At 61.0% G+C, this 15427-nt stretch carries 11 protein-coding genes; 3 read left to right on the forward strand and 8 right to left on the reverse strand.

Features of this window, described 5'->3' with window-relative positions:
* Positions 1-74: 74 nt before the first annotated feature.
* Both NUV89_RS20860 and NUV89_RS20865 read right to left on the reverse strand, forming a co-directional pair.
* Complete coding sequence (locus NUV89_RS20860; protein WP_257782781.1) at positions 75-1025, reverse strand: alpha-E domain-containing protein; 951 nt, start codon at positions 1023-1025, stop codon at positions 75-77.
* 2 nt (positions 1026-1027) lie between these two features.
* The gene (locus NUV89_RS20865) at positions 1028-2437 is read right to left on the reverse strand and encodes a circularly permuted type 2 ATP-grasp protein (protein WP_257782782.1); all 1410 of its coding nucleotides are present in this window, start codon (positions 2435-2437) and stop codon (positions 1028-1030) included.
* 429 nt (positions 2438-2866) lie between these two features.
* Between NUV89_RS20865 and NUV89_RS20870 the strand changes: the two genes are divergently transcribed.
* Complete coding sequence (locus NUV89_RS20870) at positions 2867-3412, forward strand: hypothetical protein (protein ID WP_257782783.1); 546 nt, start codon at positions 2867-2869, stop codon at positions 3410-3412.
* A gap of 33 nt (positions 3413-3445) precedes the next feature.
* Positions 3446-3613 (forward strand): hypothetical protein, encoded by a 168-nt coding sequence (locus tag NUV89_RS20875; protein WP_257782784.1) that lies wholly within the window; start codon positions 3446-3448, stop codon positions 3611-3613.
* Here the strand turns inward: NUV89_RS20875 and NUV89_RS20880 are convergent.
* The 5 genes from NUV89_RS20880 to NUV89_RS20900 form a co-directional block, all read right to left on the reverse strand.
* Positions 3559-8394 carry a glycosyltransferase gene (locus NUV89_RS20880; RefSeq protein WP_257782785.1) on the reverse strand — a complete coding sequence of 1612 codons (4836 nt, stop codon included), beginning with the start codon at positions 8392-8394 and terminating at the stop codon, positions 3559-3561. The two genes, NUV89_RS20875 and NUV89_RS20880, sit on opposite strands and share 55 nt — an antisense overlap.
* Positions 8395-8577: 183 nt before the next feature.
* Positions 8578-9816, reverse strand: a complete 1239-nt coding sequence (locus NUV89_RS20885; RefSeq protein WP_257782786.1) for an EAL domain-containing response regulator — start codon at positions 9814-9816, stop codon at positions 8578-8580.
* Positions 9817-9825: 9 nt separating this feature from the next.
* Positions 9826-10203: a response regulator gene (locus tag NUV89_RS20890; RefSeq protein ID WP_257782787.1), complete on the reverse strand. Its 378-nt coding sequence runs from the start codon at positions 10201-10203 to the stop codon at positions 9826-9828.
* Positions 10188-11534, reverse strand: a complete 1347-nt coding sequence (locus tag NUV89_RS20895; protein WP_257782788.1) for a HAMP domain-containing sensor histidine kinase — start codon at positions 11532-11534, stop codon at positions 10188-10190. The genes NUV89_RS20890 and NUV89_RS20895 overlap by 16 nt, the downstream gene beginning before the upstream one ends.
* A 304-nt stretch (positions 11535-11838) precedes the next feature.
* Complete coding sequence (locus NUV89_RS20900) at positions 11839-12285, reverse strand: Lrp/AsnC family transcriptional regulator (RefSeq protein ID WP_257782789.1); 447 nt, start codon at positions 12283-12285, stop codon at positions 11839-11841.
* Positions 12286-12394: 109 nt separating this feature from the next.
* Here NUV89_RS20900 and NUV89_RS20905 point away from each other — a divergent pair, with 109 nt between their 5' ends.
* Positions 12395-13297, forward strand: a complete 903-nt coding sequence (locus tag NUV89_RS20905) for a DMT family transporter (protein ID WP_257782790.1) — start codon at positions 12395-12397, stop codon at positions 13295-13297.
* Here the strand turns inward: NUV89_RS20905 and NUV89_RS20910 are convergent.
* A complete protein-coding gene (locus NUV89_RS20910) occupies positions 13275-15254 on the reverse strand; it encodes a U32 family peptidase (RefSeq protein ID WP_257782791.1) in 1980 nt (659 codons plus the stop codon). The two genes, NUV89_RS20905 and NUV89_RS20910, sit on opposite strands and share 23 nt — an antisense overlap.
* Positions 15255-15427: the final 173 nt, after the last annotated feature.

Genomic DNA, 15427 nt, shown 5'->3' on the forward strand with positions numbered 1-15427 from the left:
GGCTGACCCACCGCATTCGCGAGCAAGCCCGCTCCCACACAAGCCCGCTCCCACATTTTGTTCCTCAGTGTGGTCTAGACCACTTCCAGGTAAGAGCTGTGTATCGCCCGCGCCAGCTCGCGCACGGTGTCGATAAAGTCCGTCAGGCGGCTGTGCAGGCCGTCCTCAAGAATTTCATCAATCCCGGTATACCGCAGCCGCGCTTCGAACTCCGCCGCCAAACGCTGCGCCGTGCGCCCATAACTGCCGGGCAAGTCGGCGAGGATATGGCTCAATTCCTCGATACACGCATGTAGCGAGCGCGGCACGTCGCTGCGCAACAACAGCAGTTCGGAAACCGAGCGCGCGTTCAGCGCATTCGGGTACAGCTCGGTATACGCCTCGAACGACGACAACGCGCGGAGCAGGGCGCTCCACTGGTAGTAGCCGCGTGCCGAGAGGTCGCTGACTTCCTCGGACTCTTCGCCAAACATCTCGTAGCGCGCATCCAGCAGGCGCAAGGTGTTGTCGGCGCGCTCGACAAAGGTGCCCAGGCGGATAAACCGGTAGGCGTCGTTGCGCATGATCGTCCCCGAGGTGGCGCCACGGAACAGGTGCGAGCGTTGCTTGACCCAATCACAGAAGTGGCTGATGCCATGCCGCGCCAGGCCGCCGGCGGCGATGCTGCGCATTTCCAGCCAGGTGGCGTTGAGGTTTTCCCACATATCGGCGGTGATGCGCCCGCGTACCGCATGGGCATTGCCGCGCGCGGCGCGCAGGCAGTTGTAGATGCTCGCGGGGTTTTCTTCGTCGAGGGCGAAGAAGTGCAACATACGTTCGGCGTCCAGTTCCTTGTGGCGTTCCAGGTAGCTGTCGAGGGTACCGCTGCTGAGCAACGACATCGCCAGTTCATCCAGGCCATCGCTGCGCCCGGATTGGGGCATCAGCGACAGCGAATAGCTGACTTCCAGCATACGTGCGAGGTTCTCGGCGCGCTCCAGGTAACGGGACATCCAGTACAGATCTGCGGCGGTTCTACTCAACATAATCAGCCCTCCACCACCCAGGTGTCCTTGGTTCCGCCGCCTTGCGACGAGTTGACGATCAGCGAGCCTTCACGCAAGGCCACGCGCGTGAGGCCACCGGGCACCAGGCGGGTTTCCTTGCCCGACAGTACGAACGGCCGCAGGTCGATGTGCCGGGGGGCGATGCCGTTTTCGACAAAGGTCGGGCAGGTGGACAGGCTCAACGTGGGTTGAGCGATATACGCGTGGGGACGGGCCTTGATGCGTTGGCGGAAGTCCTCGATTTCGGCGGCCGTGGACGCTGGGCCCACCAGCATGCCGTAGCCGCCGGAGCCCTGGGTTTCCTTGACCACCAGTTCCGGCAGGTGCGCCAGCACGTGGGACAGTTCATCGGGTTTGCGGCACTGGAAGGTCGGCACGTTCTGCAACACCGGCTCTTCGTCGAGGTAGAAGCGGATCATCTCCGGCACGTAGGGGTAGATCGACTTGTCATCGGCCACGCCGGTGCCGATGGCATTGGCCAGCACCACGTTACCCGCGCAGTAGGCGGCGATCAGGCCGGGCACGCCGAGCATCGATTCGGGGTTGAACGCCTGCGGGTCGAGGAACGCGTCGTCGATGCGCCGGTAGATCACGTCCACGGCCTTGGGGCCGTCGGTGGTGCGCATGAACACCTTGAGGTCGTGCACGAACAGGTCGGCGCCTTCCACCAGCTCCACGCCCATTTCCCGGGCCAAAAACGCGTGTTCAAAAAACGCGCTGTTGAAGCGGCCAGGGGTGAGCACCACGACGTTGGGGTTGTCCAGGCGGCTTGAGCTTTTCAGGGTCTTGAGCAGCAGGTTGGGGTAGTGGTCCACCGGCGCGATGCGCTGCTTGGCAAACACTTCCGGGAACAGGCGCATCATCATCTTGCGGTCTTCGAGCATGTAGCTCACGCCGCTGGGGGTGCGCAGGTTGTCTTCGAGCACGTAGTAGGTGCCGTCGCCGTCGCGCACCAGGTCCACGCCTGAGATATGGGCGTAGAGGTCACGGTGCAGGTCGAGGCCGACCATGGCCTTCTGGTAACCCTCGTTGCCCAGCACCTGGTCGGCGGGAATGATCCCGGCCTTGATGATGCGCCTGTCGTGGTAGATGTCGGCGAGGAACATGTTCAAGGCGGTGACGCGCTGGATGCAGCCGCGTTCGATCACGCTCCACTCACTGGCGGGGATGCTGCGGGGGATGATGTCGAAGGGGATCAGGCGCTCGGTGTCCTGCTCGTCGCCATAGAGGGTGAAGGTGATCCCGGCGCGGTGAAACAGCAAGTCGGCTTCGCGGCGTCGCTGGGCCAGCAGTTCCGGTGGCGTGTTGGCCAACCAGCGGGAGAATTCCTGATAGTGCGCACGGCACACGCCGTTTGCGTCATTCATTTCATCGAAGAAAGATCGAGCCATTCCAGTACCTTGTCAGTGCCGAGGGACGCTTGGGTGGCACTGCCGCTTTGAAAAACGCCTGTTTTTATGAGCCCGTGGCTAAGGGTGCCACTGGGCCTGGTCCTTACTTTCTTATGGGGTCGGCTCTGGGTCGGGGGGTAACGGATGCTCCTGTGTGCGGGCAGTGTTGAAGGACTAAAGCAATGCCTGTGCCGAAACCTGCGGTGAGTGGGCTTGTTGTGTAGAGGGCGCTTGTTGTGGCGAGGGAGCTTGCTCCCGCTGGGCTGCGCAGCGGCCCCAAAAGCTTGGGAGCGCTGCGCACTCCAGCGGGAGCAAGCTCTCTCGCCACAGTTGGGGGCGCGCTTCGCTTCAAATTGGTGCGTGAACAAAACTGAACTTCACATCCCGCCCGTTCTTCTAACGTCTCTCGAATCTTCTTGGAGCACCGCCGTGCCCAGAATCATCTCGCCGCATTCCCCGGAAACGGCCCTGACCGACCACAGCGAACACAATGCCAAGATCTTCGGCTCGCCCAAGGACCGCCTGGACTTCTACCGACGCGAGATCCAATACGAAACCACCATCCTGGCCAACCGCACCGACGCCTACCTCACGGCGCAATCCTTCCTGGTCATCGCCTTTGTCTCGGGCATGGGCAACCTCAACCCGGAGTGGGGCAAGCTGTTCACCCTGGTGGTGCCGGTGTTCCTGGTGTTGCTCGGCATCCTCAGCTCGCTGAACGCCTGGCCGGGGATTCGTGCGGCCTACGAGATCATCGATCACTGGCACTACAAACAAAGCGAATTGCTGCGCAGTGAACCGGTGATGGGCCTGGCGTATGACGATTCGCCGCTGTTCTGCGAGACCGAGTCGTCCCATAAGGGCTATCGCAAGTCGCTGCTATTCTCTATGCGTGCGCCTTGGCTATTCATGGTGTTCTGGCTGTTGCTGGGGGCATACGCGTTTTACATTCAGGTGGACAACCCTGGGGCTTGAGCGCTTTCGCGAAAGCCTACCGAGGAGAAGGTCATGTCAGAAGAGCACGAAGAGGCGCTTGAAGAAGATCTCAACGACCCCGGCAATGAAGACCCGGGATCGTTGATGGATGACGCCGAAGTGCCGCTAAAGGACGGCCGCCGGGATCAGGTATGCATCCAGGAGTGCTCGGCGCCAACCTTGACGTTGAACTGGTGCTGAAGCGGTAAGTAATGCTCCTTCAGTGTTTTCAGCTGTTTATCCAGTCTGTCAGGTGGGGCGATGCCGATGCGCAGATAGGACTGGCGAACATCGTTTTCAATGTTGATGATCGGGCCGTGGGGTACCAGTTTTGAACCGACCACCTTGTACTCCTTGGCTTGCCCGTCAAAGCCCAAGGTGTACATGTCCGGCCGCTTGAGCTTGAGGTTGTCGTTGAACAACGTGGGGCCGACCGTTTCAAAAATCTTGCGTTCGTAGGTCTTGAACTCAGGTGTGTACTGCACGACACCGTTGGTGTTCTTGGTCATAGTGGGGCGGTTCGCCGTGAAATAGGCTTTGTTGGCCGCGAAGCGCTGTTTCATCTCGGTGATCATGTCGTTGATGACCGGGTTGTTTGCCTGGGTGCCGAAATTACTGGTGTTGTAGAAGAACTTGTAATCGCTGAGGTTATGGCCAACCGGCCTGCCGAGCAGCACGTCACGGGAGCCCGCATTCACTGCGCCGCCGCCGACCGTTGCCTGGATGACATCATCGGTATCGAGATAGAACCCCCCGTATTTATTGGTGATCGGGTACCTCGAAACGTCCGAGGCGGCGGCCAGGTTCTTCCCTTGCCCTTGTCGAAAGTAATCGTACATACCGTCGCTTTTCAGCTGCTTGAAGACATCATCTACTTGAAGGTTCCTCACCTCCAGGCCGGGGATTTTGGTTTCCAGTGTCTGTTTCATCTGTTGATAAATCGCCGGGGTGTCGGCATCCACGTGCAGGATGGAGGTGTAGCCGGGAGTCTTGGCAGCATTGTTGGCGATGTTGTCCACCAGGTTGGTGGGTATGTCCTGGCCCGCCCAAAAATAGTGAATGTTCTTGGGAATCGGCTTGGCATCGCTGGGGATTTTCAACGCCGACGCGGGCGTGACATCAACAAACGCAAAATGATGCGCGTCCGTTTTTTTGGCTTTCAGGAAATCGCTGTACGGCCCTCGCGCCCATTTGCCTTTGTCGGTTCGCCAGAAGTATTGGTGATTGAACGAATCGACCCCGGTGACAAGATTGGCCTCTTTCCAGGCCCCCGCCGCACTGTCGAAGATGACGTCATGATCCACGCCCAAGTAGTTCAGCCTGAACGGCGTCGTCGAGTTTTCCACCGCCTTGATGTCGTCCATCGGCACCACATAGGTGCTGTCCGTCAGTTTCCAGGGCGAAGTGGCGTCGCTTGCGCCACCGAGCAAACGTGCGGAACGGCTTGAGGGCTCCCATCCCGAAGCCCCCAGATCCCGGACGGGAATATCGGGGCCGGTGCCCTTGGGGTGTCGGATGATGCGCTGGCCGTCCTTGAGCCGGGACTCATACAGCAGGCCGTCGATCCTCACATATTCCTTCTGGCTGCCGCCCACATACACATTGCCTTGCAAACCCTTGGTCGCGAGTTCATCCGGTGCAATGTACTTGGCTTCATATCCCTGTAGTGTCGTGTCCAGGGGCCTGACCTCACCGCCGACGGCAATCCGGCTGGGCGTGAAGTCTTTCAGGGGCGAGCCGAAGGGTTGTTTCTTGATGGGGTCGTAGCGGTGCCAATGGCCCTGGAACATGACCGCGGTGTCTTCGACCGCTTCTTGCCCATCCTTGAACTTTCCACTGGCCGCCAGGCCGTGTTGCCGGCTGGCGCTTGCCACTCCATCCGCGCTGCCGATCGCTTGCAAGCTGTCGGACGTGGCGGCGCCCGGGGCGTCGGCGACGAAGTCGTCCAGCGGTTTGCCATAGGTTTGCTGGGTACGTGGATCTACGGCGTACCACTTGCCTGCCGCCTCGTCGAATTTGCCCAGGGCTTTGCTTTCAACGGTGCTGTTGAGGGTCTTGTAGGTGCCTTCGGCGATGTCCGGCCTTTTGGCCAACTTCATCAGGTCGACGTTGCGGTAGGTCCTCAGATGCCTGACGCCCCTGTACCCCGCCTTGATTACGCGGGCCGTGCCACTTACCACGCCACGCGCCAGATCATCGACCCCGCCCACCGGGTTGAGCGCACCCACTGCGGCGCGTCCGACGATCTTGAGGGTATTTCCGAGCTTGGCCAGTGCGGATGCCCCGCTGGCCAATGCTTTCGCGCCTTTGACCCCCGCGCCGAAGCCGACGAGGAAGCCGAAGATATCCCACGACAAATCCCCCAGCCCCTGGGCAAGGTTGCCCTTTTGGAAGTTGACGATCGCCGACCTGAATGGAATGAGGTTGAGGGCGAATTCCCCCACCTTTTCATGGGTGGGTACCTCGGTATCAAAGGTGGTTTGCCCCTTGGCCGATCTTTTCACCCCGGGCAGATCCATGTCTTCGAGGACAGCGTCGGCAAGGTAGGCGGTTCTCGCGCTGGTGAAACTGTCAGGGATACCGGTCGCGTCTTTGGCCTCGTCGGCCAGCCCGGCCGGGTATTCGCCCTTGGGGGTGACCACCTTGAATTCGTTAAAGGGCCGCGATTCCTTGTAATACGGCTGCCCGGTCATGAAATCGCCCAGGTCTGGACGGTGGGTGATGGTTCCGCTCAGGCGGTCCAGTTGATAGTTGTGGAGCTGGCCATCGCGCTCGATCTTGATTTGCAGGCAACCTTCGGTGGTTTTGTTGCGCTCACTGACGGTGACGCCGCCCCATTCATAGTGGACTTCCTTGGCGATGGTGATTTTCCCGAACTCGAAGTTCTGACGGTCCGCCAAGGGCAGCTTCGATACCATGAGTTTGATGTGCGCGGCAGTGGCTGTCTGGATCGCCGCGGAATAAGCCGAAAACGCCGTATCGAATGCGTCGGACAACCGTGGCAACTGTTCAAGCTTTTGCATGACGGCGTTGATGTCCACTGCCGCCGAAGACGAAACCCACGCACCCGGCCGGCCGTCATCGGGTAAGTCCACCACGCCAAATGAGAAATGTCGCATCAGGCTTCTGCCTGTTTCCCCCAAGTTGTCCGCGGAATCAGGCGCCTTCGTATTACCCCATCCGTAAATGTACAAATCCAGTATCGAATAGGGCCCCGGAAAATATCGGTTGGCGGGTTGCACGCTGATGCATTTTTCTTCGAGGAGCTTTGGTTCCAAGTTCGGCAGCGCCTTCTTCAACTGTTCCAGTGCCATGTCCTTGGCGGTCGGCATCTTTGTCGTGGAGGCCAGGGAAGCCTTCTGGAGTTCGTTGACTTGTGCTGAAAAGGCCTCGTGCACCCGTGTCAATTCGGCGTTGGTGGTCGGATACGGCATGCCATTGGCTACGGCCCACTCCTTGAGCGCTGTGCGCTGGGCGACAAACTCCGTGCGTTGCTCTTCGTCGGTGATGGGGGCGATGCTCGCCTGGAGCATCACTTGGGCATAGGTCATTGTCGCGGTGGCCCCCGGGGCGAGCGCTTCGATACGGGCGACAGCGGTGGTGAAGCTGACCCAACTGTGGGTGCCCACGGCCAGATCCTGCGGAATGTCCTTGACCAGAAACGCCGGTGCTCGGCTGGCCAACATCAGCGTGGCTTGAATCGCGGCCAGCTCTGGCGAGCCCGCCTTGGCCAGCTCGGCCGTGAATTCGCTCAATACCGTCGCAGCGCTCTTGCCCCCATTCTGGGCGGATAACAACGTGTAACCGGCGATGACGGTTGGCCCGGTTCCCGCGCCAGCTTCTGCCGGGGCGGACGGGTCCAGGGTCAGGGCAGCCAGCAACCAGTCGTTGACACTGCCTTTGATCGAACGCGCCTCGAATTGCGCCTGGATGGCCTGGCCTAATGCCTGGCCCTTGGGGGACGCGATCAAGCTATCGATCAGGCGCCGAGGATCAGTGGTGTGTAACGGCGGCACTTGTGCGCCATCGAGCAAGTAAGCCAACACGCTTGTGGACGGACGCAGGTCGATCTCGCCGATCTTTCCCTGCTGGATAGCGCTGCTCAATTGTTGCGTACTCACGGCATCCAGCGGCACAGGCCATGCGCGCGCGCCGCCGTAGTTGCCGTGGACATGTGCCTTGGGGGCAGGCGTCAGCAATGCGCTGACGAGATTGTCCAATTGATCGAGGGTGGTGGGGATGTGCCAGCCCTGGTCCGCAATGAATTGCTTCAAACTCACGCTGTTGTGATTGCCGGCGTTCGCCGGTGTGTAAGTCCCTGAGCTGTCGACATAGACCACGCGGGCATTCAACTCGCTGGGTATGTCAGCTTCGCTCTGGGTGCCTTCCCTGACAGAGTTTGCCAGGTGCTGCACATCGAAGGCCGCCTGGTAGCGATTGCGGATATCGGCCAGTTTCGCCCGGTGTTCCGCCAACCGTTCCTCACTGTGGTTGTTGTGCGACGGCGAAAAGAATGGCGAGGTTCTATAAAAATGGTCCATCAATTTGAACGGCGCGGTATTGGCAGTGGCTGACAACGGCGGGGAAAACGTTATGGACGGGCTGTCAGGCACGATGATGCGGGCGGCATCCAGGATCGGGCCGCTGACGGCTGCCCAACCCGGGTCGTCGAGGCCCAAGGTATGAACCTGTTGTCCAGGCCCTGCTTCAACGGTGAACGTGATCTGGCCTGAGGCTGGACTGATTTTTATCGAGTGGGGGTTTATGCCTCGGTCTTGTATCAGTTGCTGAACGTCAGGGGACTGAAACGCCTGCCCCAATTGGCTCCACCAGTGCAGGAAGGCCGAATTGGCCGGGATGGGCACGTGCGTGGGGTCGGTCTGGTGTGACCTGTCAGCCGCACGCCGCTGCGGTGCGGCGTATAGCTGAAGCTTGTCGGTAGGGATTGGGAGACGCAAGGCCGCATTGCTTGAATGGATCATCGTGAAGTCACTCGTCATGTGATGGGCAGGTTGATCGCCGAGGCATTGGCGCCTCTCGGATAAATCTGGGTGTCACATGCGCGATGGATGATTCCGACCAAGGGTGTGTTTTTCGTTGCTGCTCATCTCCGTGCCGATTCGAAGCGCCCCGATCAACGGTGGAGCGTGAGCCGGCACGGCCAGTCAGGCACCGCGTTTTCCTACAAACCATTGCGCCAGCGCCGCCACCGGCAGCGGCGGACTGAACAGATAGCCCTGTATCTGATCGCAGCCGGCCTCCTTCAAGAACGCCAGTTGCGCGGCTGTTTCCACGCCCTCGGCGACGGCGCGCAGGTTCAGGCTGTGGGCCAGTTCGATGATGGTGCGGGCGATGGCGGCGTCCTGCGGGTTGCTGGTGACTTCACGAATAAACGCGATGTCGATCTTCAACGTGTCCAACGGAAAGCGGCGCAGGTACGCCAAGCTGGAATAGCCGGTGCCGAAGTCGTCGATGGCGATCTTCACGCCCATGTCGCGCAGGCGTTGCAGGCTGCTGATGGTGTGCTGGGTGTTTTCCATCAGTGAGCTTTCGGTCAGTTCCACTTCGAGCCACTGCGGCGCAACCCCAGTGTCGGCAAGTATTCGGGCAATATCCGAGATCAGGTCGCCTTCCATCAACTGATGGCCGGACACGTTCACCGACACTTCAAGCGCCCCGACGGCGCTGCCTTGCCAGATCGCGATCTGCCGGCAGACCTGGTCGATCACCCAGCGTCCCACCGTGATTATCAGTCCCAGGCTCTCCAGGATCGGCACAAACACCGCCGGCGACACTTCGCCATAACCTGGGCGGTCCCAGCGAAGCAAGGCCTCCAGGCCCGCTACCTGGCCGCTGCCGAGGTCCAGCTTGGGTTGATAGTGCAGGCTGAATTCGTTGGCCTTGACGGCCTGGCGCAGGGCGTTTTGCAAGTCCAGGCGCGCCAGGTCGTGGACGTTCATCGTCGCGGTTTCAGTGCCGCGCTCGCGCAGTTGCTGTTCGAGCATCAGGCTGTGGCTTTTCAATTGGTCGCCGTAAGTTTTCAGGCGCAGCAGGTTGCGCACCCGCAGCCACAACTCGACGCGCTCCACCGGTTTGCTGATGAACTCTTCGGCCCCGGTTTGCAGGCCGCTGAGGCGCGCACTCGGTTCGCTCAACGCCGAGAGCATGATGATCGGGATATTCGCCGTGGCCGGGTTGCCCTTGAGTTGGTTGGCCACTTCAAAACCGTCCATGCCGGGCATCATGATGTCCAGCAGGATCAGGTCAGGTGCCTGCTCTGCCACCAGGGCCAGGGCTTCCTCGCCGGAGCCAACGCTGAGGGTGTGGTAGCCCTCGTACTGCAACAGCGTTTCCAACAGCTTGCGCACCTGGGGTTCATCATCGACGATCAGCAGCGTAGCCATAGTGGGGACTCATCTGAGTGGGGGTTGGTTAAGCAGCCCGTCGATCACCTGATACAGCTCCTTGTAGCGCAAGGGCTTGATCACATAGGCGTCGCAGCCGGCCAGACGGGTTTTTTCGCGGTCTTCCTTCATCGCCATGGCGGTCAGGGCGATCACCGGGATGTGCGCGGTGAGCGGGTCGTGCTTGAGCAGGGCGGTGGCGGCCAGGCCATCCATGCCCGGCAGCTGGATGTCCATCAGGATCAACGCGGGTTGGTGTTCGCGGGCCAGGGTCAGGCCGCTTTCCGCATCGGCGGCCCAGCGCACGCTGTGCCCGGCATTGGTCAGCAGCAGGCGCGCCAGGCGCATATTGGCTTCGTTGTCTTCGACGATCAGGATATCGGCCATGGGCCCTCCAGGCTGGCGGCCCGGCGCAACGGCAGCCACACCACAAACCGCGCGCCCAGGCCTTCGCGGCTGGCCACGGCAACGCTGCCGCCATGCAGGTCGGCCAGCTGCTTGACCATCGCCAGCCCCAGGCCGGTGCCTTCGAATTTGCGCGCCAGGCTGCTGTCGATCTGGCTGAAGGCCTTGAACAGCTTGCCCATGTCGTCTTGCGCGATGCCCAGGCCGGTGTCGCTGACGCTGAACTGCAAAAACGCCTGATGCGCGCCGGGCGGCACGTCAAAGCCACGCACCGGCCAATCCCCGGGGATCGTGCCGACCTGGTCGGCCTTGACCTCGCGCACCGCCAGGGTCACGCAACTGCCGTGCTCGCTGAACTTCACCGCATTGGCCAGCAGGTTGTAGATGATCTGCTTGGTCTTGCGCAGGTCCAGCGCCAGGGTGCCGAAGTCATCCGGACTGTCCAGCTTCAGTTGGATCTGTTGCAACGCAGCCTTTTCACGCACGATCAGCAAACTGTTGGCCAGCAACCCCGGCAATTCTGCCGCTTCCAGTTCCAGCTCCATCATCCCGGCTTCGACCTTGGACAGGTCGAGAATGTCGTTGATTAACGACAGCAGGTGCTGGCCGCTGGTGAAAATATCGCCGATGTATTCGCGCTGGGTCTCGGTCATGTCACCCACCAGCCCATCCTTGAGCGCTTCGGAAAAACCGATCACCGCATTCAACGGCGTGCGCAGTTCATGGGACATGGTGGCGAGGAACTCGGACTTCATGTGGCTGGCGTGTTCCAGCTCCAGGTTCTTTTCTTCCAGGGCGCGTTCAAAGCCTTTGCGCTCGGCTTCTTCCTGCTTGCGTGCGGTGTTGTCGGTGCCGATCAACAGGTAGCCGATGATGGTGTCATGGCGGTTGCGCAGGGCGGTCACCGAGACCATGGCGGACAGGCGACTGCCGTCCTGGCGGATATAGGTCAGCTCGTAGATGTCCTCGATGCCCCGGGACGCCTTGAACACCAAGGCTTCAAAGCCCGGCGTGATCGGCGTGTCGAGTTCCTGGCTGAGGGCGGCGGCGCGGGTAATCAACTCGACGGGGTCGGAGATATCGGCCGGGGTGATGCGGTTGACGACATCGGCGGCGGCATAGCCGAGCATGCGTTCGGCGCCGACGTTGAAGATCTGGATCACCCCTTTTTCGTCGGTGGCGATGCTGGAAAAGTAGGCGCTGTTGAAGATTGCATCCTGCAGGGCGCCGGCCTTGAGCAGGGTTTTCTGGCGTTTGAACTCGACGATCTTTTCGGCGCGTGATTGCGCGGGGCCGGGTAACGGTGTGTCCATCGTGGGGTCGTTCCATGAGGTTCAGGCCCGCCATCGTCAGTCGACGAGGGCGCAGAGCATGCTCACAGAAGATCGCGATGAAGCGACGAGGAGGAGATGAGGTCTTCTGACAGTAGCAGAGATTGTGGCGTTTTGATGTCTTGGTTTCAGTGATAAACCCTCAATTGGATAGAATTTCGCGCGCAAGCCTCGCTGCCGCTATCGCAGCGGTGCGGCGATCCGACAAGCCAGCTCCCACATTTTGACCGTGTGAACCCGATCAACTATGGGAGCTGGCTTGCCTGCGATGGGCTCACCTCGATCCTCAATCCCCTCCACCCAACGGTGGCAAGCGCCGCTTGACCGGGGTTTTCTTGACGATGGCCGTGTTGGTCTCGGCATATACGTTGAGCCGGTCGAGCAGGGTGTCCAGTTGCTCCATGGTGCGCACATGCAGGCGCGCAATAAAACAATCGTCACCGGTGACCTTGTCGCACTCGGTGAACTCGGGAATCGCCTGGATCTGCCGCTCAACCTCCTGCAACTTCCCCGGCAACGGGCGGATGCGCACGATGGCTTGCAGCAGGTAACCGAAGTGCTTGGCGTCGATGTCCACCGTGTAGTGGGTCAGCACGCTGCGCTCTTCGAGGCGGCGCAGGCGTTCGCCGACGCTGGGCGACGACAGCCCGGTAATGCCTGCCAGGGCCTTGAGGGACAGGCGCGAATCGTCCATCAAGGCGGCGATCAGTTGCTGGTCGATGCTGTCGATCATGGAATTTGCCTAATAAGAAAAGGTGATTCGGGGTTCTGGCCTTTTTTAGTCGCTGGAGGCGCTGCCCAGCAGATTGCCATAATTGAGCCTCACTTGAGGAGCATCAATCGTGGATACATCCATCCGTCGCGGTTCGTGGGAAATGGTCGCCGCCATGCTGATTTCGGGGACCATCGGCTGGTTTGTGCTGGTGTCAGGCGTGTCGGTGATCGAAGTGGTGTTCTGGCGCTGCGTGATCGGCGGGCTGAGCCTGCTGCTGGTGTGTGCCTTGTTGGGTTATCTGCGGTTGGACCTGCTGACGTGGGCCAGGCTCGGTTTGGCCATACTCAGCGGCGTGGCGATTGTCGGCAATTGGTTGCTGCTGTTCGAATCCTATTCCCACGCGTCCATCGCCATCAGCACGGCGGTGTACAACGTGCAGCCGTTCATGTTGGTGATGCTGGCGGCGGTGTTTCTCGGCGAAAAGATCACCGTGCAGAAACTCACGTGGTTGAGCGTGGCGTTTCTCGGGATGCTGGCGATTGTGACCGCCCATGGCGCCCAGCAGAGCGGTGGGGATTACCTGGCGGGGATCGCGTTGGCGTTGGGTGCAGCGTTGCTGTACGCGATTGCCGCGCTGATTATCAAGCGCTTGAAGGACGTACCGCCCCATCTGATGGCGCTGATCCAGGTGACCACCGGTGCCGTGTTGCTGGCGCCGCTGATGCCGTGGGGCAGCGTGCCTGTGGCGCCCACTGCCTGGGCGGCGCTGGTGACCCTGGGCGTGGTGCACACCGGGGTGATGTATGTGTTGCTGTACGGTGCGATCCAGAAACTGCCGACCGCCTTGACCGGCGCCTTGTCATTTATCTACCCGATCGCGGCGATCTTCGTCGATTGGATCGCCTTCGGGCATCGCCTGGGCTGGCAACAATGGCTGGGAGTGATGGCGATTCTACTGGCCGCGGCAGGGTTGCAGCGGGGCTGGTGGTGGCCCCGCTCCCAGAGGGCTAGTGCGTACCCTGGAAAATAATGTTTTCCGGGTTGAAGTGCTCCACGGCGCTACCCGGTTGCGGCAGGCCAAGGATATGCCCCTTGATCTTGCCCACCACGTGCATTTCGCAGGGTTTGCAGTCGAACTTCAGGGTCAGCACTTCATCACCATGGATCAACTGCATCGGCGCAACCTTGGTCTTCACGCCCGTGACACCCTTGGCCTGTTTCGGGCACAGGTTGAACGAGAAGCGCAGGCAGTGCTTGGTAATCATCACCGGCACTTCGCCGGTTTCTTCGTGGGCTTCGAAGGCGGCGTCGATCAGCTTCACGCCGTGGCGGTGGTAGAAGTCACGGGCCTTCTGGTTGTAGACGTTGGCCAGGAACGACAGGTGCGCTTCCGGATACACCGGCGGCGGCGTGGTTTCGGCTTTACGTCCACCACGCGGGTGCGCGGCCACACGGGCGGCGGTCAGTGCTTCAATCACTTCGCGGCGCAAGGCCTTGAGCTGCGAGTTGGGGATGAAGAACGCCTGCGGCGCATCCAGCAGGATGTCGGTGGCGTGGTATTCGGTGGTGCCCAGTTGGCCGAGCAGGTCGCGCAGGGTGTCGAGCGCCTGTTCCGGCTTGTTGGCCACGCCGAACGGGCCGGGCAGGGTGACGCTGGCGCTGATGCCTTCTTCGCTGGTGGCGGTGACTTCCAGCTGTTCTTCACGCAGGCGCGCGGCCCAGGTCAGGCCGATACGGCGCTCGGACGAAGTCTTGAGCAGCGCCTGTTGCCAGTTGTGGTCGAGGTTGCGGTTCAGCGGATGGTTCGGGCGCAACTGGTGTAGGCCGGCCGGCATTTCGTTCGGCTCGACGCGGTAGCGGTAGCGCTTCTCGCCGTCTTCTTCGAACTCGCCCTTGGGCTCGGCGATGTTGGCGCGGAAACCCACGACTTCGCGTTTGACCAGCACATTGAGGCCGTCGCCATTGGACAGCGGCTCATGGGTGACCACCTGCAAGTCGCGCTTGCCGGCTTTTTCCACCACACCCACCGGCAGGCCGGTGAAGGTCGGGGTGTCGAAGGCGCCGATATCGACCTTGCGGTCGGTGACGAAATAGTCGGTGCTGCCCCGGTGGAAGGTTTTTTCCGGGTCGGGCAGGAAGAAGTGCACGGTGCGGCCGCTGGAGGCGCGGGCCAGGTCCGGGCGGTCTTCGAGGACGTCGTCGAGGCGCTGGCGGTAGTAGGACGTGATGTTCTTCACATAGCCCATGTCCTTGTAGCGGCCTTCGATCTTGAACGAACGCACGCCGGCCTCGACCAGCGCGCGAATGTTGGCGCTCTGGTTGTTGTCTTTCATCGACAACAGGTGCTTTTCAAAGGCCACGACGCGGCCCTGGTCATCTTTCAAGGTGTACGGCAGGCGGCAGGCCTGGGAGCAATCGCCACGGTTGGCGCTGCGGCCGTTCTGCGCGTGGGAGATATTGCACTGCCCGGAGAACGCCACGCACAAGGCGCCGTGGATAAAGAACTCGATGGCGGCATCGGTTTCGTCGGCGATGGCGCGGATTTCTTGCAGGTTCAGCTCACGGGCCAATACCAGCTGCGAGAAACCGGCCTGGTCGAGAAACTTCGCGCGGCCCAGGGTGCGGATGTCGGTCTGGGTGCTGGCGTGCAGTTCGATGGGCGGGATATCCAGCTCCATCACGCCCAGGTCTTGCACGATCAACGCATCGACGCCGGCGTCGTAGAGCTGATGGATCAGCTTGCGCGCGGGTTCCAGTTCGTTGTCATGCAAAATCGTGTTGATCGTGGTGAACACGCGGGCGTGGTAACGGCGGGCGAATTCCACCAGCGAGGCGATGTCGCTCACGTCGTTGCACGCATTGTGGCGGGCGCCGAAGCTTGGGCCGCCGATGTAGATGGCGTCGGCGCCATGCAGGATCGCCTCGCGCGCGATGGCCACATCGCGGGCAGGGCTGAGCAATTCAAGGTGATGCTTGGGCAAGGACATAGTTTTTTTAGTCAGGCTTGTCACGGTTGAGGCGGGCATTGTAGCTGTGAAACGCTGGGGGGGCACCTACCATAGGGCTGGCTGCTATTTCCTGCGCCTTGGGATTGCAAACCCAATCAAATGTGGGAGCGGGCTTGCTCGCGAATGCGGTGGATCAGCCCATGAATCTGTTG

It is taken from the genome of Pseudomonas sp. 18.1.10 (assembly GCF_024655625.1).
Taxonomy (GTDB): domain Bacteria; phylum Pseudomonadota; class Gammaproteobacteria; order Pseudomonadales; family Pseudomonadaceae; genus Aquipseudomonas.